The following is an 18,959-nucleotide window of genomic DNA, read 5'->3' on the forward strand; positions in this document are numbered from 1 at the left end:
GCACCTACCGAGGCGGCCCTGTGGCTGCCCGTTTGTTTTTTGCGCCCCGCGGTATCCCGCAAGCGCCCACCAGATCAGAAGAGAGGCACCATGGCCAATACCTCCTCGGCCAAAAAGGCAACGCGCAAGATCGCCCGTCGCGCAGCGATCAACAAGAACCGTCGCTCCCGCGTCCGGACCTACATCCGCCAGGTCGAAGAGGCGCTCGCGGCCGGCGACAAGGCGGCCGCACAGGCTGCCTTCAAGGTGGCCGAGCCGGAATTGATGCGGGCCGCGACCAAGGGTGTCGTGCACAAGAACACGGCATCGCGCAAGGTGTCGCGGCTGGCCCAACGGGTCAAGGTGCTGTCGGCCTAATATACCTTTTCCTGAACTGCGCTTCTTCAAACCCGGCCGATCGCGCCGGGTTTTTTCGTTTGCCGGCAAGTACTTAAAAGAAAGCCCGCAAAACGGCGCTCCGCGTGCATTTCAAAGTTCGAAATGCTTTGCCGGCATATACATGCCCGCTGATATTCGCAGCCTTCGAAACCGCCAATGCGAAAATTTCCGAGCGTCACAGATTACCGTTTCTTTTCAGCAGTTTACAGATGGTGATCCACAGCTTGTTCACATCGGCCGCGGTCGATAGGCGACAATTGGCTGTCAAGTGAATTATTTCAGAAAATTTCGCGTTGTGTGGCCTTTTTCATATTCGCCGGAAAAGGGTTTGAATCACAATGGCTTTGTCAAAATCAACTGTTGCGGCATGGCGTCCGAACCGTCCCTTGCTAGTCAGATTCCTTAAAAATCCGTTAGGGGTGGCCTTGCCCTATCCACAGCGATTTCGGTAATGTCTGTCCATCGAAGGGACGGGCCCTTGGCCCTTGACCAGCCTGAAACCGGCCAGCTCAAATTGGCAGAGTTCACAACGCGGATTCAACTCCGCGGACGGGGTTGGTTTGTCTTTTTGATACGGTAGGGGACTGGCGTAATTGTACATGGCAGGTCGACGGTGCGCCGGCGTTTTTCGCCGGACGGCATTTTATTGCCCTGACATGACCAAGGCGGATCGGCACTTCGGCGCCGGACCGATAACGAGGCGATTCATCAGCCGGCGGTGGCGATGGTGTCGCAGCGAAGACACGGTCGCCGGAAACATGGATGCAGGAGGCGCATCCCCGGCGGAAAACAGGTACAAGAGACAAGGAACTCGATCATGCAGAGCGGCGGCATCGAAAGGGAGCTTACGGGCGACCTCCCATTTCCTGGAACGTTAATCGGAAGGAACGACATGGCGGCTTCCAATGAAGCTGAACAGAAGTTCGATCGGGTCAAGGCCCAGCTGAAGGCGCGTCTGGGAACCGAGGTCTATTCGAGCTGGTTCGGGCGCATGAAGGTCGCTGAATCCTCCAAGGGCATTGTCCGCATCTCGGTGCCAACCGCATTCCTGCGTTCATGGATCAACGGCCACTATCTCGATCTCATCGCCGAGTTGTGGAAGCACGAGGATCCGGAGATCCTCAAGATCGAGATCGTCGTTCGCACCGCCACACGCCAGGGCCGCAACAGCGTCGAGCCGGAAGTGGCCCCGGCACGCAAGATGACCAGGCAGACGCAAACCGCTCTCTCTGCGGGCACGGCGAGCCCCAGCAGGGTCGAGCGGGTCCCGGCACCCCGCCCAGGAATGCCGGCAGAGACAGAGTTCCGGCACAATGTGCTCGGTTCGCCGCTCGATCCACGCTACACTTTCACCTCCTTCATCGAGGGACCATCGAACCGAGTGGCTTTTGCCGCTGCCAAGGCGGTCGCGGAATCACAGTCGAGCGCGGTGCGCTTCAATCCGCTCTTTCTTCACGCGACGGTTGGGCTGGGCAAGACGCATCTGTTGCAGGCGATCGCCGCAGAATCGCTGAAGCAGAACCCGAAATCGCGGGTCGTCTATCTGACGGCTGAATATTTCATGTGGCGGTTCGCCACCGCGATTCGCGACAACAACGCACTGACGCTGAAAGAACAGCTTCGCGACATCGACCTTCTCATCATCGACGACATGCAGTTCCTGCAGGGCAAGTCGATCCAGCATGAATTCTGCCATTTGATCAACATGCTGCTCGACAGCGCCAAGCAAGTGGTGGTCGCTGCCGACCGGCCGCCGTCGGAATTGGAGTCGCTGGAGCCGCGCGTCCGCTCGCGCCTCAACGGCGGCGTCGCGCTGGAAATGTCGGCCCCGGATTTCGCCATGCGCATCGGTATGCTCAAGCTCAGGCTTGCCACCGCCAAGCTCGACGATGTGTCGCTCGATATTTCCGAAGAGATCCTCAATCACGTTGCCCGCACGGTGACCGGCAGCGGGCGCGAGCTCGAAGGTGCCTTCAACCAGCTTTTGTTTCGCCAATCCTTCGAACCGCAGATCACCATCGACCGCATCGACGAGATCCTTGGCCACATCTATCGTTCCGGCGAGCCGAAGCGGGTGCGTATCGAGGACATTCAGCGCATCGTCGCACGCCATTACAACGTGTCGAAGACTGAACTTCTGTCCAACCGGCGCACACGCACCATCGTCAAGCCACGGCAGGTCGCCATGTACCTGTCGAAGGTGATGACGCCGCGCTCGCTGCCGGAGATCGGGCGGCGTTTCGGCGGCCGTGACCATACGACGGTGCTGCATGCCGTGCGCAAGATCGAGGATCTTTCAGGCGTCGACAACACACTGGCGCAGGAACTCGAATTGCTGAGAAGGCTGATCAACGACCAGGCCTGACGGCGCGAAAAACGCCGGCTCGCGGACTTCGGCCTTTTTATCCCCAGAAAGCCCGTGCAGCCGGCCCGAACCGGTGGCGCGGGCTTGCGTTTGCCGGGTTTTTCCTGTCAGTTTACGCAGATTCTGAGCCTGTTCAGACCTTTCGCGGGGCGCCGCTTGCCGGAGACCCGTTCATTCATTCAAGCGAGCCTGTTTCGTCATGCGTGTTATCCTGGAACGGTCAAATCTCCTGAAGTCGCTCAACCATGTTCACCGCGTGGTCGAGCGGCGCAACACCATTCCGATCCTGTCGAACGTGCTGCTCAGCGCCGAGGGGGCCAGCCTTGAAATGAAGGCGACCGACCTCGACCTGGAGGTGACCGAAGCAACGCCGGCAAAGGTCGAGCGTGGCGGGGCGACGACGGTTCCGGCGCATCTGCTCTACGACATCGTGCGCAAGCTTGCCGACGGCGCGGAGGTGGCGCTGAAGACCGACGAAGACGGCAACGCCATGACGGTGACGTCGGGGCGCTCGAGCTTCCGCCTGCAGTGCCTGCCGCAGTCCGACTTTCCCGAGCTTTCAGCCGGGTCGTTCTCGCATATTTTCCGGCTCGATTCCCTCGGGCTAAAGGGCCTCATCGAGAAGACCCAGTTCGCCATCTCGACCGAGGAGACGCGCTATTATCTGAACGGCATCTATCTGCACACGCACGAGGCTGGCGGCAAGCTGAAGCTGCGCTCGGTCGCGACCGACGGCCATCGGCTGGCGCGCGCCGAGATCGACGCACCAGCGGGCTCCGAGGGCATGCCTGGCGTCATCATCCCGCGAAAGACGGTCAGCGAGTTGCAGAAGCTGGTCGACGACCCCGACATTGCGGTGACCACCGAGCTGTCGGACACCAAGATCCGTTTCACCATCGGCAGCGTCATCTTGACCTCCAAGCTGATCGACGGCACTTTCCCGGACTACCAGCGCGTCATTCCGACCGGCAACGACAAGAAGCTGATCATCGATCGTCAGAGTTTCGCCGCTGCCGTCGATCGCGTTTCGACCATTTCGTCCGAACGCGGCCGGGCTGTAAAGCTTTCGATCGCCGAAGGCCAGGTCACGCTTGCAGTCAACAATCCGGATTCAGGCAGCGCCACCGAAGAACTGGCAGCCGACTATTCGTCCGATCCGATCGAAATCGGCTTCAACGCCAAATACCTGCTCGACGTTGCCGCGCAACTGACCGGCACGGAGGCGAAGTTCATGCTGGCGGATGCCGGATCCCCGACACTGATCCACGACATGGCCGACGAGACCGCGCTCTACGTGTTGATGCCGATGCGGGTGTAGGGCCCGAACGAGGCCATCTGCTGTCGTGACCAGATTTGCAAACCCACGGCAGACTTACATAAGTAAGCTTACACTTACGAATTTCCGCAATTATGCGGCGTTGGCAATCGACCTTGATCCCGGCGCTGTGGTTTTCTCCGGCGACAATGGCGCCGGCAAGACCAATCTGCTTGAAGCGATCTCGCTGCTCACGCCAGGCCGCGGCCTGCGCCGCGCACCCTATGCCGAGGTGGCGCGCGAAGGCGGCGACGGTGGCTTTGCGCTGCATGCCCGGCTTGACGGGCCGGACGGCCAGGTCGAGATCGGTACCGGGATTGCAGGCAGCGACAGCGAAGGCGGCAGGCGGGTGCGGATCAACGGCGCGGCGGCGCGCTCAGCCGAAGACATGCTGGAATGGCTGCGCGTGGTCTGGCTGACACCGGCCATGGACGGCCTGTTCCCCGGGCCAGCCGCCGACCGTCGGCGCTTCCTCGACCGACTGGTGCTGGCGATCGACCCCGGCCACGGCCAGCGCGCGCTTGACTACGAAAAGGCAATGCGCGGCCGCAACAGGCTGCTCGCCGACGGTTCGCGCGACGGTGCCTGGTTCGATGCCATCGAGATGCAAATGGCGGAGACCGGCGTGGCAATTGCCGCGGCGCGTGCCGAACTGGTGCGCCTGCTCGCCGCCATGATCGACCGTCTGCCCGGCGACGGACCGTTTCCGCAAGCCGACATCGGCATCTCGGGGGAACTGGAAGGCGAAGTCGGCATTTCGCCGGCCGTCGACGTCGAGGAACGGTTCCGTCGTGCGCTTGCCCAAGGGCGCGACCGTGACCGCACCGCCGGACGCACGCTCGACGGCCCGCACCGTTCCGATCTCGTGGTGCGCCACCGGCCCAAGGCAATGCCGGCCGAACTCTGCTCGACCGGCGAGCAGAAGGCGCTGCTGGTCGGCATTGTCTTGTCGCATGCACGGCTAACCGGCGAGATGTCGGGCATGACGCCGATCCTGCTGCTCGACGAGATCGCCGCCCACCTCGACGGCGGCCGGCGCGCGGCCTTGTTCTCGATCCTGGAGGAACTGAACTGCCAGGCTTTCATGACCGGGACCGATGCCGCGTTGTTTGACAGCCTCAAGGGACGCGCGCAGTTCCTGATCGTCGATCACGGCAAGGTCAGGCCGACCATCTGAACTTCGTCCATGACGCATTTCTGAGCCGCATGCATTGACGCCTGACAAGTTTTTTCCTCCGTTATATGGTCCGGCGATGATCACAGCCGCCCTCACCGACGAAGAGCTCGAACGCTACGCCCGCCACATCGTGCTGCCCGAAATCGGCGGCGCCGGCCAGCAGCGGCTAAAGCGGGCGCGGGTGCTGGTCATCGGCGCCGGCGGGTTGGGAGCGCCGGTGCTCGAATATCTCGCCGCCGCAGGGATTGGCACACTCGGTATCGTCGACGACGACATCGTTTCGCTTTCCAACCTGCAACGACAAGTGATCCACGCCACGGGCGATGTCGGCATGGCGAAAACCGACAGCGCCAAGGCGGCGATCATCCGCATCAATCCAAACGTCGTCGTGGAAGAGCACAATTTCAGGCTGACCGCGGACAACGCCCCTGCCCTCATCGCCGATTATGACATCGTCGTTGACGGCTCCGACAATTTCGAGACGCGCTACGCCGTGGCCGACGCCTGCGCCGCCGAAAGCCGGCCGCTCGTCCATGCCGCCGTTGGCCGCTTCGACGGCTCGGTGACGGTGCTGAAGCCGTTCGAAACCGGTCCGGACGGCACGTTGAACCCAAGCTACCGCGATCTTTTTCCCGAAGCGCCGCCGCCGGGACTGGTGCCGTCCTGCGCGGTGGCCGGCATTGTCGGTGCGCTGACGGGGGTCATCGGCACGCTGCAAGCCATGGAAGCGATCAAGCTGATCACCGGGATTGGCGAGCCGCTGGTCGGGCGACTGCTGCTCTACGATGCACTGGCGGCACGCTTCGACACGATCCGCTACAAGCGGACTCACCGGTGAGCCTGCCTGCCGACGTTTCCATTGTGCAGCTTGCGGCCGATTTCGACCGTTGGGACGAGGTCTTGGCACTGGTCATGCGCGCCTTCGCCTTCATGGAAGGCGTTATTGATCCGCCGTCCTCGGCGCATCGGCTCACTGTCGAAAATCTTAGGGCTAGAGCGCTGGAGGAGACTGGATTCCTGGCGCTGAAGGAAAACGAGATCGTCGGTTGCGTCTTCGTCGTGAAGCGCGCAGACGACCTCTATATTGGAAAGCTCGCGGTTGTGCCGACTCTTCAGGGCCAAGGCATCGGAAAGCGGCTGATGCAGGCTGTCGAAGATCTTGCCCGTAGCCACAACCGGGCCGCCATCGAGCTCCAGACCCGGGTCGAACTGACCGGAAACCACACTGCCTTCGCCCGACTCGGCTTTCGCGAAACCGAACGGACAGCGCACAAGGGCTACGACCGGCCGACCTCAATCACCATGCGCAAGGTGCTTTCGTAAGCCAACACTATCCAAAGACGAACGAGTGGCTGCCGCGGCAAGGCCATGCCGGCATGATGGCAGGTCACGCCCGCAGCGGCAGCACGCGGTCGGGCGGACGATGGCCATCGAAGAAGGCGCGGATGTTGATGATCACCTTCTCACCCATATCGATGCGGCCTTCGAGCGTCGCCGAGCCCATATGCGGCAACAGCACGACCTTGCCTTTGTGGGCGAGCTTCAGAAGCTTGCTGTTCAGCGCCGGCTCGTGCTCGTAGACGTCGAGGCCGGCGCCGGCGATCTTGCCGTCATGGATGAGCTTGACCAGCGATTCCTCATCGATGATATCGCCGCGCGCGGTGTTGACTATGTAAGCGGACGGTTGCAGCAGCGCCAGCCGCCGCGCCGAAAGCAGGTGGAAGGTTGCCGGTGTCGATGGGCAATTGACCGAGATAATGTCCATACGGGCAAGCATCTGGTCGAGGCTTTCCCAATATGTGGCTTCCAACTCGTCCTCGATTGCCGGCAGCACGCGGTGGCGGTTGTGGTAGTGGATCGAGAGGCCAAAGGCCTTGGCGCGCCTGGCGACGGCGGTGCCGATGCGACCCATGCCGACAATGCCGAGCCGTTTGCCCCAGATGCGACGGCCGAGCATCCAGGTCGGCGACCAGCCCGCCCATTTCTTGTCCCCGGTCAGCACGTTGGCGCCTTCGGCCAGCCGTCGCGGCACGGCCAGCATCAGCGCCATGGTCATGTCGGCCGTATCTTCGGTCAGCACGTTCGGCGTATTGGTGACGGTGATGCCTTTCTTGGCCGCTGCCGCAACGTCGATCTTGTCGACGCCATTGCCGAAATTGGCGATCAGCTTGAGGTTGTCGCCGGCTTGGGCAATCAGCGCCGCGTCGATATTATCGGTCACGGTCGGCACCAGCACGTCAGCCTCCTTGACCGCCGCCACTAGTTCCGGCTGCGTCATCGGCCTGTCCTCGACATTCAACCGGGCGTCGAACAACTCGCGCATGCGGGTCTCGACCGGGTCGGGCAACTTGCGCGTGATGACGACGAGGGGCTTCTTTTTGCCTGCCATTGTTTCCTCGAACCCGATCTCGTTGAGACCTCTTTAACCAAGAACGGCGAAACTGAGAGCCGATCGCGGTACCGGTCATCCATGTAACAAGTGGTTCCGCCGAAGACAAAGAAAAAGGGGCGCGAAGGCCGATGGGCCGGCGCCGAAAGGAACGAAAGTGTCTGGTTTCGCGTCGCTCCGCCTGACCCTCAGTGCAGCATTCCTCGGCGCTCTCATCCATAGCCCACTGGTGATGGCGCAAAGTGCCGCGGCCCCCGCCCAGAGCGTCACGCTCGGACCAAGCGGCTTGCCGCTGCCGCGCTTCGTCAGCCTGAAATCCGGCCGCGTCAACTCGCGCGTCGGGCCGGGCGTCAACTATTCCGTCGATTGGATGTACATGAAACCAGGCCTGCCGATGGAGATCATCCAGGAGTTCGATACATGGCGCCGCGTGCGCGATGCCGACGGCTCGGAAGGCTGGATCAATCAGTCGCTGCTTTCGGGCCGCCGCACGGCGATCGTCGCCCCCTGGCAGCGCGGCAAGGACGCCCGCATCAACCTCCTCGACGACCCGGCAAAAGATGCAAGCGTCATCGCGATCCTCGAACCGGGGGTGATGGGCACGATCAAGTCCTGCGATGGCCAATGGTGCGAAATGACCTTCGACGGCCATACCGGCTGGCTCGCCCAGTCGCTCGTCTGGGGCGCCTATCCCGGCGAAAAGGTCAAGAACTGACGCTTCCGAACCGGAGGTCAGGCCAGCGCTGCAAGCACCGGATCCGGCATTTTGTTTCGCTGTTCTTCAATTCGGGGATGATCTAGCCGCCGATGCGGCCGAGATGGGTATCCTGGAAACTGCTCGACAGCTTCAAGCCATAGCCCAGGGCGCGGTCGATGGCGATGTGGGCGATCCAGATCAGCGCAACGGATGTCGCCAATGCATTGTCAAAGACGCTGCCGAAAAGCGCCAGCAGAACGGGCAAGACCAGTATGTGCAAGGTGTTGTAGGCGACGGCCCCGACGCGCGGCCCGGCCATGTAACCCAGGATCGACAGGTCGGGCGCCAGGACGAGCACTGCAAATAGCCACCAGGAAGCACCGGCCATTGCATAGAAGACAAGAGCCGCCACCGCGACGGCGACCCATTCGAGCCGGAGCGTCAAATCCAGGAAATTCATAAGGCGCCGGTCAGTCGCAGCGTTTCGGACGCAGTCTCACCACGATATCGACATTGGCGATCTCCATGCCTTCCGGCGGTTCCGGCAGGTTGGAAACCGTCACCGGGCCGCTGTCGATATCGAAGATCCTGTTTTCGCCCTCGATATAGAAATGATGGTGATCGGAGGTGTTGGTGTCGAAATAGGTCTTCGATCCCTCGACGGCAAGGATGCGCAAAAGGCCAGCCTGGGTGAACTGGTGCAGAGCATTGTAGACGGTGGCCAGAGACACCGGCACGCCGGCGGCAAGCGCTTCCTCGTGCAGTTCCTCGGCCGAAAGGTGGCGGTCGCCCTTGGCGAAAAGCAGATCGGCCAGCGCGATACGCTGGCGTGTCGGCCTCAGACCGGCTTCGCGAACCCGCTTGTCCACAGCGACATTATCCTTCCGGCAACCCAGATCCATCTATCCGTCGCGCCCACAGTTCCGTCTCAGACACGTCCAAAATGGCAGAAATAGAGCATCTGCCGAAATTGGACGTGTCCTGACATATATTCTGTCGGCCGAATGCGATCAATAGCGCGCATTGACCCGGGCAGACGGGCAGGTTAAGCGCAAACGCCGGTTTCCGGCCTGAAACAGATTGTGTTAGGAAACCACCAGCATGGGCGCCTATCGCCCGGGACGATCACGGGGACGAGATTGATGGCGGGTTCGAAATCCAGCTACGGTTACGAGGAATTGCTTGCCTGCGCCCGCGGCGAGCTGTTCGGACCGGGAAATGCGCAACTGCCCTATCCGCCGATGCTGATGTTCGACCGCATCACCGAGATCAGCGAAACCGGCGGTGCGTTCGACAAGGGTTTCATCCGCGCAGAATTCGATATCAAGCCGGATTTGTGGTTTTTCGCCTGCCATTTCATCGGCAATCCGATCATGCCGGGATGCCTGGGCCTGGACGCCATGTGGCAGTTGACGGGTTTCTACCTTGGATGGCTCGGCGAACCAGGCAAGGGAATGGCGCTGTCGACAGGTGAGGTGAGATTCAAAGGCATGGTCACGCCTTCGGTCAAGAAGGTGGAGTATGGCGTCGACTTCAAGCGAGTGATGCGCGGTCGGCTTGTGCTTGGCATCGCCGATGGCTGGCTGAAGGCAGATGGCGAGCCCATATATGCGGCAACGGATCTGAAGGTCGGTCTGTCCAAGCAATCGGCCGCCGGCTGAGCGAAGACCAACAGTGCCACGTCTTGGACATCTAAAGGACGCTGTAGCACTTTAATTTGCGCATGGTTCCGTTCCGGAAACTTAATCAGGTTTCGGAGGTCCGTGCTGGAAGGAGTTGCGAATGAGACGGGTCGTAGTCACAGGTCTCGGCATCGTGTCGTCGATCGGCAACAATGCCAACGAGGTGCAGGCCTCCTTGCATGATGCCAGGTCCGGCATCAGCTTTTCCGACTCTTTCGCCGAGCATGGCTTCCGTTGCCGGGTGTGGGGAGCGCCGACGCTGGATCCGTCGGGAATGATCGACCGTCGCGCCATGCGCTTCCTGTCGCAAGGTGCTGCTTGGAACCATGTCGCGATGGACCAGGCGATCGCAGACGCCGGCCTCGACGAGACCGACATCACCAACGAGCGCACCGGCATCGTAATGGGCTCCGGCGGACCGTCGACCCGTGCAATCGTCGAAGCGGCCGAGACGACGATCAAAAACGGCAGCCCCAAGCGGATCGGCCCGTTCGCGGTGCCAAAAGCGATGTCGTCGACCGCTTCAGCGACGCTTGCCACTTGGTTCAAGATCCACGGCGTCAACTATTCGATCTCATCGGCCTGCTCGACGTCAGCGCATTGCATCGGCAATGGCTACGAGCTGATCCAGTGGGGGAAGCAGGACATCGTCTTCGCCGGCGGTCATGAGGATCTCGACTGGACGATGTCGGATCTGTTCGATGCCATGGGCGCCATGTCGTCCAAGTTCAACGACAGGGCATCAGTCGCCTCGCGCGCCTACGACGTCGATCGCGACGGTTTCGTCATTGCCGGCGGCGCCGGCGTGCTGATTCTTGAAGAGCTCGAGCATGCCAAGGCACGCGGCGCCAAGATCTATGCCGAGATCGTCGGCTATGGCGCCACCTCCGACGGCTACGACATGGTGGCGCCGTCGGGCGAAGGCGCGGCTCGCTGCATGAAGCAGGCGCTCGCAACGGTGTCCTCGCCGGTCGACTATATTAATACGCACGGCACTTCGACGCCGGTCGGCGACTCCAAGGAAATGGGCGCCATCCGCGAGGTGTTCGGCGAGAAGATGCCTTTCATCACGTCGACCAAATCGCTGACCGGTCATTCGCTGGGTGCGGCCGGCGTGCAGGAATCGATCTACTCGATCCTGATGATGCAAGGCGGCTTTATCGGCGAGAGCGCCCACATTGACAACCTCGATCCGGAATTCGAAGGCATGCCGATCGTGCGCAAGCGCATCGACGAAGCCAGGATCGACACCGTTTTGTCCAATTCGTTCGGTTTCGGTGGCACCAACGCTACGCTGATTTTCCAGCGCTATTCCGCATAAGGATTTGCCGACCATGGACGGATTGATGAAGGGCAAGCGCGGGCTTGTCATGGGCGTCGCCAACGATCATTCGATCGCCTGGGGCATCGCCCGCAAACTGTCCGAACATGGCGCGGATCTCGCCTTCACCTATCAGGGTGAGGCCTTCGGGCGCCGCGTCAAGCCGCTCGCCGAGAAACTGGGCGCATCGCTGGTGGTACCTTGCGACGTCGAGGACAGCGCATCGGTCGCCGCGACTTTCGAGACTTTGGGCAAGGCGTGGGGCGGGCTGGATTTCGTCGTCCATGCCATCGGCTTTTCCGACAAGAACGAGCTGAAAGGCCTCTACGCCGACACCAGCCGCGACAACTTCATCCGCACCATGGTGATCTCCTGCTACTCCTTCACCGAGGTCGCCCGTCACGCCGCCACGTTGATGAAGGATAGCGGTTCGATGATCACGCTGACCTATGCCGGTTCGGTCCGCGTCATGCCGAACTACAACGTCATGGGCGTCGCCAAGGCCGGGCTGGAGGCCAGCGTCCGCTATCTAGCCAACGACTACGGCCCGCGCGGCATCAGGGTGAACGGCATATCGGCTGGACCGGTGCGGACGCTTGCCGGCGCCGGGATTTCCGACGCACGCCACATGTTCTCCTACCAGCAGCGCAACTCGCCGCTACGCCGCACGGTGACAATCGACGAAGTCGGCGGCTCAGCGCTCTATCTGCTGTCCGATCTGTCCTCCGGCGTCACCGGCGAAATCCACTATGTCGATTCCGGCTATCACATCGTGTCCATGCCGACGCTTGACGAGTTGAAGCAAACCGACGGCGGGCGGGAATAGCGCGAGCGACGTGTCGCCGGCTTGCCCCGCAGCGTTTCAGCGTCGCGCCGAGAAGACCTTGAACATGCCGTCGCGGGCGAGCTCCGCATGGCTGGAGAAGGCGGCCGCCAGCACCGGTTCGTAGGGAAGCTGACGGTTCGCCACCATGAACAGCCGGCCGCCCGGCTTCAGCGCCTTGCCTGCCGCGCGGATCATGCCGGCACCGATTTCGGGCTCAGTCGCCCGGCTGCGGTGAAAGGGCGGGTTCATGGCGATCACATCGTAGCGGTGCTCGACCGGCTCGCTCAAAAGATCTATCCAGAAGAAACGTGGCTCCAGGCCTGTGTTGCCGACATTGACCTTCGCCGCCTCCAGCGCCTCGAAATCCGCTTCGTAAAGGTCAAGCGCCGATATGCCGGGTGAGCGGGCGGCGACTTCGGCGGCGACATAGCCCCAACCGGCACAGAAATCCGCAACGCTGCCACGCAGATCGTTGGGCAGATTTTCGACCAGCAGCTTCGATCCGGCATCGATCTTGTCGAACGAAAACATGCCTGGGGCCGTGCGGAAGCGGTCCTCGACCACCAAGTCCGGATTGGCGGCGCGAAGCGTTGCCGCGGCGACGGTATCGGCCGGCCGGCGAAACCAGAAGGCAATGCCGTGATGCTTCGGCAGGTGGCCTTCGGGCGGCACAAGGGCGCCGACATGCTTGCGCAGGCTGGCGATACCATCGTCCTTACCGCCGGCGACGACGATCAACCCGCCTGATGCCACGTGCTCGATCGCTTCTGCGACGCGCAACTCGTTTTGTCCGCGATGGCGGCCAGCGAGCACTAGCGCCGCGTCGAAAGCCTTGCCTTCCACTTGCGGCGTGACGGTGAAGCCGGACGCCTGCAAGGCGCGAAAATGCGGCCTGAAGCCTTGGACGAGATGAAGCTTGGCATCGAAGCCTTCGAGCAAGCGAAAGCCGGGCTCGGCACCGAGAAAAAGAATACGTTCATCCTTTCGCGGCAGGGAAACGGTCCCGGCCTCGAAAGGATGGAAAAGCGTCTTCAGCGGCTCGGCGGACATTCACCACTCTTGAACTGCAAGGCTGTTGTTGAAATGCAAACGGGCGCGACCTTCCGGCGCGCCCGCTTCGATTGCTTTATGCGTTCGACGGAACGCAACCCCGCTTAGGCGGCGTTTTCTTCGCCTTCGCTCTTCTTATCGCGGGCGATTTCCTTGCCGGTGGCCTGGTCGACGACCTTCATCGACAGGCGGACCTTGCCGCGCTCGTCGAAGCCCATCAGCTTGACCCAGACCTTGTCGCCTTCCTTGACCACATCGGAGGTCTTGGCGACGCGATCATTGGCGAGCTGCGAGATGTGGACGAGGCCGTCACGCGGACCGAAGAAGTTGACGAAAGCGCCGAAGTCGGCGGTCTTGACGACCGTGCCTTCGTAGATTTCACCGACTTCCGGCTCGGCGACGATGGTGTGGATCCACTTCTTCGCCGCCTCGATTTCCTTGGCGTTGGCCGAAGCGATCTTGACCGTGCCGTCATCCTCGATGTTGATCTTGGCGCCGGTCTTTTCGACGATCTCGCGGATGACCTTGCCGCCCGAGCCGATCACGTCGCGGATCTTGTCGGTCGGGATGTGCATGACCTCGATGCGCGGCGCGAACTCGCCGAGCTCGGCACGCGCGCCGGACAGCGCATGGGCCATTTCGCCGAGAATGTGCTGACGGCCATCCTTGGCCTGGTCGAGGGCGATCTTCATGATCTCCTCGGTGATGCCCTCGATCTTGATGTCCATCTGCAGCGAGGTGATGCCGTAGGCGGTGCCGGCAACCTTGAAATCCATGTCGCCGAGGTGGTCCTCGTCGCCGAGGATATCGGAGAGCACGGCGAAGCGCTCGCCTTCCTTGATCAGGCCCATCGCAATGCCGGCGACCGGCTTGGCCAGCGGCACACCGGCATCCATCAGCGCCAGCGAGGTGCCGCAGACGGTAGCCATCGAGGACGAGCCGTTGGACTCGGTGATCTCCGAAACGACGCGCAACGTATAGGGGAACTGGTCGGCGGTCGGCAGCATCGGCCGGATGGCGCGCCAGGCGAGCTTGCCGTGGCCGATTTCGCGGCGGCCGGGCGAACCCATACGGCCCGTTTCACCGACCGAATAGGGAGGGAAATTGTAGTGCAGGAGGAACTTCTCCTTGTACATGCCGGTCAGCGAATCGACATACTGCTCGTCCTCGCCGGTGCCGAGCGTGGCGACGACCAGCGCCTGGGTCTCGCCGCGAGTGAACAGCGCCGAGCCGTGTGTGCGCGGCAGGACGCCGACTTCCGAGACGATCTTGCGGACCGTCTTCAGGTCGCGGCCGTCGATGCGCGAGCCGGTGTCGAGGATGTTCCAGCGCACGACCTTGGCCTGGAGTTCCTTGAACACGGTGCCGATCTGTTCGGACGTGTATTTGGCCTCTTCGCCTTCTGCCGGCGCAAACGCGGCCTTGACCTTCGCCTTGACGGCGTCGACGGCGGCATAGCGCTTCTGCTTGTCGGTGATCTTGTAGGCATCGCGAAGCTCGCCTTCGACGATCTTGAGCATCTCGGCTTCAAGCGCGGAATAGTCCGGCGCGGTGAAATCGCGCGGGTCCTTGGCGGCGACTTCGGCCAGCTTGATGATCGCGTCGATCACCGGCTGGAAGCCCCTGTGGCCGAACATGACGGCGCCGAGCATCAGATCCTCGCCGAGTTCCTTGGCTTCGGACTCGACCATCAGCACGGCGTCGGCGGTGCCGGCGACGACCAGGTCGAGCTTCGATTCCTGCATCTCGTCGACATGCGGGTTGAGCACGTATTCGCCGTTAATGTAGCCAACGCGGGCGCCACCAACCGGGCCCATGAACGGCACGCCGGACAAGGTCAGTGCGGCGGAGGTGGCGACGATCGACAGGATGTCCGGATCATTTTCGAGATCGTGCTGGACGACGGTGACAACGATCTGGGTGTCGTTCTTGTAGCCTTCGGCGAAGAGCGGGCGGATCGGGCGGTCAATCAGGCGGGAAACCAGCGTTTCCTTCTCGCTCGGACGGCCTTCACGCTTGAAATAGCCACCCGGGATCTTGCCGGCGGCGTAAGTCTTTTCCTGGTAGTTGACCGTCAGGGGAAAGAAATCGAGGCCGGGCTTCGGCTCTTTCATCGAGACGACGGTGGCGAGAACCTTGGTTTCGCCATAGGTGGCCAGCACCGCGCCGTCAGCCTGACGTGCGATCTTGCCGGTTTCGAGAATGAGCGGACGGCCGCCCCATTCGATTTCCACTTTGTGGTAATTGAACATATCTTGTCCTTCGTATGCGGAAAGGGCCGCGCCGTTTCAGCGTGCGCGGATGCCCCTTTCCCTTGGCTTCCTTTCTCGGGCAGCCACGGGCAAGACAACGGGAAGCTCGGCTATTCGGCGCATTTGCCGCACGAGCGTCCTGCAATCCTGCCCCATGACCGTCCATGGGCGGTTTCGAGTGGCCCTCTGCTGTTTCGAAACCGGGTTGGCCAATCGATCCGACTGGCCTTGCGCGTGAACCCGAAAACCAGGTTTTCGGAAAGTATCCTGCGCAAATCTAAAACTTCAGAGCGTCCTTTGCGCATCCAAACCGGTGCGCGGCGCTCTGCTTTCTTCATTGGAGCCTTGGATGATCCGATGCTCCAATGCGCGACCGGCGGGCTCTCGAAAGAACCCGCCGGTCAATTCGTCAACGGCGCAGACCGAGCTTCTCGATCAGCGTCTGATAGCGCGCGTCGTCCTTGCGCTTGAGATAATCAAGCAGGCTGCGGCGCTGGGAAACGAGAGCGAGCAGGCCACGGCGGGAATGGTTATCCTTCTTGTGGTCCTTGAAATGATCGGTCAGGTTCTTGATGCGCTCGGAAAGGATGGCCACCTGGACTTCCGGAGACCCGGTATCGCCCTTGGCGGTTGCGAATTCGCCCATCAATTCCTTCTTGCGTTCGGCAGTAATCGACATCGTGTTTTTCCTTGTCTGTTTGAGGAAACGGGACGCCCTCAGCCGGGATGTCGTCCAGCAGGGGCCGGTGCAAGCAACGCGTCAAAGCGCGAAGCTGCGGCGCATATAGTGCAATTCCGACAAAAAGGCCAGCCCAATTCACAAGCCGGCTTTTTGCTGCATAAACGGGCACTTCCGCATGGTCAGAGCCATTTCTTCCATTTGAAGTATGCGTAGAGCCCGACCGCAACAATCGCCATGAAGACGAGCGACAGGGGATAGCCGTAATAGGCTTTCAGCTCCGGCATGTTCCAGGGCGAGGTGTCGGGGTCGAAATTCATACCCCATACGCCGACGAGAAAGGTGAGCGGCATGAAGATCACCGAGACGATGGTCAAATAGCTGATGACGTCGTTGGTGCGCGCCTGGCTGAGCGACAGGTGCATCTCGATCAGGCCGGTCAGCATATCGCGCTGGGTTTCGACCAGTTCGATCAATCGCAGCGAATGATCCAGCGTGTCGTTCAGGAATAATTTGGTTTCGGCCTTCACATAAGAGACGTCGTTGCGGATCATGGTCGCCAGCGCGTCGCGCATCGGCCAAAGCACGCCCTTCAGCACATTGGCGTCGCGCCGCAATTCGTGAAGCTGCCGCATCTGGTGCTTGTGCGCCTGGTTCAGCATCTGGTCCTCGATGCTGTCGACCAATTCGCCGGCAGCCTCGATCGGCGGGAAATAGCTGTCGACGATGGCGTCGATCAAAGCATAGGCGAGATAGTCGGCGCCGCGCGAGCGCAAGCGGTTGGGCACCGAGCTCGCGATCCGCTTGCGCACGGGATCGAACGGGTCGCCTTCGCGCTCCTGGAAGGTGACGACGAAGTTCTTGCCGAAGAAGACGGCGATCTGTTCGTAACGATGGGCGGTGACATCGTCGATCATCCTGACGACGACAAAGGCATGGTCCTCGAAGAAATCCACCTTGGGCCGCTGACCGGTGTTGACGACATCTTCCAGCGCCAGCGGATGCAGGTTGAAGATCCCGCCGATCTCCTCGATCAGCTGGATGTTGGCGAGGCCTGTGCAGTCGAGCCAGATGATCGGCCAATTGTGGCAATGGGTGTTGACGTCGTCGATGCTGGCATTGTCGATCGTCTTGAACTTCTCAGGCGAGATCAATGTCAGCCTGAGCTCGGAGCGGCGCGCCGCCGGGTCGGCGATCAGCGTGCCCGGCGAAGCCCCGACCGGTGGCCGCCGTGTTTTGAGCGCCGCTCGCTTGTTGACCGTGTCAGCCTTTGCCATGTGCCCCCTCGAGTGCAGCGTCGAACGGCACTACAGCACAGCGCATCCTTTCGGACGACAAACGACGCCGTAGCCCTGTTGATTTAGCGCATGATCCTTTCCCAAAATAGAATCCGGTTTGGAGATCATGCGCCGGGCGACAGCTGTTACCCGACAAAGACCCGCTTTGGCTTGAACATGCCTTGCTCGATGGCGCCGATGGCGACCAGCTTGCCGCGCGCGGTGGCGCAGGCCTCCTCAGCTTCTACCGGCGCGTCACGGCCGCGAATGATGACCGGATTGCCGAGGCGGATTTTGGTTGCCGCATCGTCGCTGATCGCAACCTGCGGCAAGCATTCGAGCGCCGCGGCGGTGTCGACCAGAAGTGCATCGATGGCACCGAAGTCGATCGGCGCGTCCGCTGCTTGCGAAGCGTCCTCGCTCTGTTCGCCGAAGCGGGCGGCCTCCAGCTCGGCCAAGGTGACGAAATCTCCCTGCGTGAACGGCTCGACCTCGACCCGCCGCAGCTCGGCGATGTGACCAAAACAGCCAAGGTCGCGCCCCATGTCGCGCGCCAGCGAGCGGACATAGGTGCCCTTGCCGCATTCGACCTCGAAGATGGTGCGATCGGCCATGTGCTCGACCAGGTCGAGCCGGCCGATCTCGACCTCGCGTGCCGGAATGTCGACCGTCTCGCCGTCGCGGGCAAGGTCGTAGGCGCGCTCGCCGGCGATCTTGATCGCTGAGAATTGCGGCGGTGTCTGCATGATCACGCCGGTATATTTCGAAAGCAGCGCCAGCACTTCGGATTCCGCCGGACGGAGGTCTGAGCTTTTGGTCGCCGCGCCTTCGAGGTCGTCGGTCGAACGCTCCTCGCCCCAGGCAACGGTGAAGCGGTAGACCTTGGCGCCGTCCTGGACGTAAGGCACGGTCTTGGTCGCCTCGCCAAGCGCGATCGGCAGCATGCCCGACGCCAGCGGGTCGAGCGTGCCGGCATGGCCGGCCTTTTCCGCCAGGAACAGCCATTTGATCTTGGAGACGGCTTCGGTCGAGCCCATGCCGACCGGCTTGTCCAGTACCAGCCAGCCCGAGATCGGCCGGCCCTTCTTCTTGCCGCGACGCGCCACTATTCGCTGTCCTTCCGGTCGTCTTTGTCTTTGTCTTTGTCGTCGGCGCTGAGATCGCGCGCCACTTCGGGCGAGTGCAGCAATTCGTTGATCTTCTGGAAATTATCGTAGCTGGTATCGAGCCGGAAGCGGAATTCCGGCATGTACTTCATCTGCCGCAGCGCGCCGGAGACGCGGCCGCGGACGAACTTGGCATGCTTGTTGAGCGCTTCGACCACCGCACCGGCATCCTTGGCGCCGAGCGGCGAGACGAAGGCGGTGGCGATCTTCAGATCGGGCGACATGCGCACTTCGGAGACCGAGACCACTGTGTTCTCGATCAGCGGATCGAGGATCTCGCCGCGCTGCAAGGTTTCGGATAGCGCATGGCGCACCTGCTCGCCGACGCGCAGCATGCGCTGGGATGGGCCTGACGGGGTCGAACGGGGCATTTTCCTCGGTCCTG

Annotated in this window: 19 protein-coding genes; 10 read left to right on the forward strand and 9 right to left on the reverse strand. The window is 61.8% G+C overall.

What is annotated here, in order from left to right; genetic code table 11:
- The first annotated feature begins 90 nt into the window (after positions 1-90).
- The 6 genes from rpsT to NKH71_RS14975 all read left to right on the forward strand — a co-directional run bounded on the left by rpsT (position 91) and on the right by NKH71_RS14975 (position 6,558).
- Entirely contained in the window at positions 91-357 is a 267-nt protein-coding gene (gene rpsT, locus NKH71_RS14950; RefSeq protein ID WP_023676922.1) for a 30S ribosomal protein S20, read from the forward strand.
- A gap of 838 nt (positions 358-1,195) precedes the next feature.
- A complete protein-coding gene (gene dnaA, locus NKH71_RS14955; RefSeq protein WP_031194174.1) occupies positions 1,196-2,743 on the forward strand; it encodes a chromosomal replication initiator protein DnaA in 1,548 nt (515 codons plus the stop codon).
- 199 nt (positions 2,744-2,942) lie between these two features.
- On the forward strand, positions 2,943-4,061 hold the full coding sequence (gene dnaN / locus NKH71_RS14960) for a DNA polymerase III subunit beta (RefSeq protein WP_023719546.1): 1,119 nt from the start codon (positions 2,943-2,945) through the stop codon (positions 4,059-4,061).
- Between the two features lie 25 nt (positions 4,062-4,086).
- Positions 4,087-5,235, forward strand: a complete 1,149-nt coding sequence (gene recF / locus NKH71_RS14965; RefSeq protein WP_352483231.1) for a DNA replication/repair protein RecF — start codon at positions 4,087-4,089, stop codon at positions 5,233-5,235.
- A 76-nt stretch (positions 5,236-5,311) separates the two neighbouring features.
- Positions 5,312-6,073 carry a molybdopterin-synthase adenylyltransferase MoeB gene (locus NKH71_RS14970; RefSeq protein WP_352641448.1) on the forward strand — a complete coding sequence of 254 codons (762 nt, stop codon included), beginning with the start codon at positions 5,312-5,314 and terminating at the stop codon, positions 6,071-6,073.
- On the forward strand, positions 6,070-6,558 hold the full coding sequence (locus tag NKH71_RS14975) for a GNAT family N-acetyltransferase (RefSeq protein WP_352641446.1): 489 nt from the start codon (positions 6,070-6,072) through the stop codon (positions 6,556-6,558). Before NKH71_RS14970 ends, NKH71_RS14975 begins: the two co-directional genes overlap by 4 nt.
- Before the next feature lie 64 nt (positions 6,559-6,622).
- Here NKH71_RS14975 and NKH71_RS14980 read toward each other — a convergent pair whose 3' ends face one another.
- Positions 6,623-7,624, reverse strand: a complete 1,002-nt coding sequence (locus NKH71_RS14980; protein WP_352470076.1) for a 2-hydroxyacid dehydrogenase — start codon at positions 7,622-7,624, stop codon at positions 6,623-6,625.
- Positions 7,625-7,781: 157 nt separating this feature from the next.
- On the opposite strand from NKH71_RS14980, the gene NKH71_RS14985 reads away from it, so the two are divergent.
- Positions 7,782-8,339: an SH3 domain-containing protein gene (locus NKH71_RS14985; RefSeq protein ID WP_023719551.1), complete on the forward strand. Its 558-nt coding sequence runs from the start codon at positions 7,782-7,784 to the stop codon at positions 8,337-8,339.
- An 82-nt stretch (positions 8,340-8,421) separates the two neighbouring features.
- Here NKH71_RS14985 and NKH71_RS14990 read toward each other — a convergent pair whose 3' ends face one another.
- Positions 8,422-8,781, reverse strand: a complete 360-nt coding sequence (locus tag NKH71_RS14990) for a DUF4260 domain-containing protein (RefSeq protein ID WP_023719552.1) — start codon at positions 8,779-8,781, stop codon at positions 8,422-8,424.
- A gap of 10 nt (positions 8,782-8,791) precedes the next feature.
- Entirely contained in the window at positions 8,792-9,223 is a 432-nt protein-coding gene (gene irrA / locus NKH71_RS14995; RefSeq protein WP_023676913.1) for an iron response transcriptional regulator IrrA, read from the reverse strand.
- A 240-nt stretch (positions 9,224-9,463) separates the two neighbouring features.
- On the opposite strand from irrA, the gene fabA reads away from it, so the two are divergent.
- From fabA to fabI, 3 genes are all read left to right on the forward strand, one after another.
- Positions 9,464-9,982, forward strand: coding sequence for a 3-hydroxyacyl-[acyl-carrier-protein] dehydratase FabA (gene fabA, locus NKH71_RS15000; protein ID WP_352483234.1), 519 nt, complete (start codon positions 9,464-9,466; stop codon positions 9,980-9,982).
- A gap of 121 nt (positions 9,983-10,103) precedes the next feature.
- Positions 10,104-11,324, forward strand: coding sequence for a beta-ketoacyl-ACP synthase I (fabB, locus tag NKH71_RS15005; RefSeq protein WP_023719554.1), 1,221 nt, complete (start codon positions 10,104-10,106; stop codon positions 11,322-11,324).
- A 13-nt stretch (positions 11,325-11,337) separates the two neighbouring features.
- Positions 11,338-12,150 carry an enoyl-ACP reductase FabI gene (gene fabI, locus NKH71_RS15010; RefSeq protein WP_023719555.1) on the forward strand — a complete coding sequence of 271 codons (813 nt, stop codon included), beginning with the start codon at positions 11,338-11,340 and terminating at the stop codon, positions 12,148-12,150.
- Positions 12,151-12,186: 36 nt separating this feature from the next.
- Here the strand turns inward: fabI and NKH71_RS15015 are convergent, their stop codons facing one another.
- The 6 genes from NKH71_RS15015 to rbfA form a co-directional block, all read right to left on the reverse strand.
- Entirely contained in the window at positions 12,187-13,200 is a 1,014-nt protein-coding gene (locus NKH71_RS15015; RefSeq protein WP_352483235.1) for a class I SAM-dependent methyltransferase, read from the reverse strand.
- Between the two features lie 104 nt (positions 13,201-13,304).
- Positions 13,305-15,452: a polyribonucleotide nucleotidyltransferase gene (gene pnp / locus NKH71_RS15020; RefSeq protein ID WP_023719557.1), complete on the reverse strand. Its 2,148-nt coding sequence runs from the start codon at positions 15,450-15,452 to the stop codon at positions 13,305-13,307.
- Between the two features lie 409 nt (positions 15,453-15,861).
- Positions 15,862-16,173 carry a 30S ribosomal protein S15 gene (rpsO, locus tag NKH71_RS15025; RefSeq protein ID WP_280940423.1) on the reverse strand — a complete coding sequence of 104 codons (312 nt, stop codon included), beginning with the start codon at positions 16,171-16,173 and terminating at the stop codon, positions 15,862-15,864.
- Positions 16,174-16,313: 140 nt separating this feature from the next.
- Entirely contained in the window at positions 16,314-17,408 is a 1,095-nt protein-coding gene (corA, locus tag NKH71_RS15030; protein WP_023719558.1) for a magnesium/cobalt transporter CorA, read from the reverse strand.
- Between the two features lie 146 nt (positions 17,409-17,554).
- Complete coding sequence (gene truB / locus NKH71_RS15035; protein ID WP_023719559.1) at positions 17,555-18,514, reverse strand: tRNA pseudouridine(55) synthase TruB; 960 nt, start codon at positions 18,512-18,514, stop codon at positions 17,555-17,557.
- A complete protein-coding gene (rbfA, locus tag NKH71_RS15040; RefSeq protein ID WP_023719560.1) occupies positions 18,514-18,945 on the reverse strand; it encodes a 30S ribosome-binding factor RbfA in 432 nt (143 codons plus the stop codon). The genes truB and rbfA overlap by 1 nt, the downstream gene beginning before the upstream one ends.
- Positions 18,946-18,959: the final 14 nt, after the last annotated feature.

It is taken from the genome of Mesorhizobium sp. M0983 (assembly GCF_040318975.1).
In the GTDB taxonomy this organism is placed as follows: domain Bacteria; phylum Pseudomonadota; class Alphaproteobacteria; order Rhizobiales; family Rhizobiaceae; genus Mesorhizobium.

Excerpts from the sequence above, each read along its gene's own strand:
- rpsT (WP_023676922.1), top strand. The coding sequence starts at position 91 with ATGGCCAATACCTCCTCGGCCAAAAAGGCAACGCGCAAGATCGCCCGT.
- dnaA (WP_031194174.1), top strand. The coding sequence starts at position 1,196 with ATGCAGAGCGGCGGCATCGAAAGGGAGCTTACGGGCGACCTCCCATTT.
- dnaN (WP_023719546.1), top strand. The coding sequence starts at position 2,943 with ATGCGTGTTATCCTGGAACGGTCAAATCTCCTGAAGTCGCTCAACCAT.
- NKH71_RS14970 (WP_352641448.1), top strand. The coding sequence starts at position 5,312 with ATGATCACAGCCGCCCTCACCGACGAAGAGCTCGAACGCTACGCCCGC.
- NKH71_RS14980 (WP_352470076.1), bottom strand. The coding sequence starts at position 7,624 with ATGGCAGGCAAAAAGAAGCCCCTCGTCGTCATCACGCGCAAGTTGCCC.
- NKH71_RS14990 (WP_023719552.1), bottom strand. The coding sequence starts at position 8,781 with ATGAATTTCCTGGATTTGACGCTCCGGCTCGAATGGGTCGCCGTCGCG.
- irrA (WP_023676913.1), bottom strand. The coding sequence starts at position 9,223 with ATGGATCTGGGTTGCCGGAAGGATAATGTCGCTGTGGACAAGCGGGTT.
- fabA (WP_352483234.1), top strand. The coding sequence starts at position 9,464 with ATGGCGGGTTCGAAATCCAGCTACGGTTACGAGGAATTGCTTGCCTGC.
- fabB (WP_023719554.1), top strand. The coding sequence starts at position 10,104 with ATGAGACGGGTCGTAGTCACAGGTCTCGGCATCGTGTCGTCGATCGGC.
- fabI (WP_023719555.1), top strand. The coding sequence starts at position 11,338 with ATGGACGGATTGATGAAGGGCAAGCGCGGGCTTGTCATGGGCGTCGCC.
- NKH71_RS15015 (WP_352483235.1), bottom strand. The coding sequence starts at position 13,200 with ATGTCCGCCGAGCCGCTGAAGACGCTTTTCCATCCTTTCGAGGCCGGG.
- pnp (WP_023719557.1), bottom strand. The coding sequence starts at position 15,452 with ATGTTCAATTACCACAAAGTGGAAATCGAATGGGGCGGCCGTCCGCTC.
- corA (WP_023719558.1), bottom strand. The coding sequence starts at position 17,408 with ATGGCAAAGGCTGACACGGTCAACAAGCGAGCGGCGCTCAAAACACGG.
- rbfA (WP_023719560.1), bottom strand. The coding sequence starts at position 18,945 with ATGCCCCGTTCGACCCCGTCAGGCCCATCCCAGCGCATGCTGCGCGTC.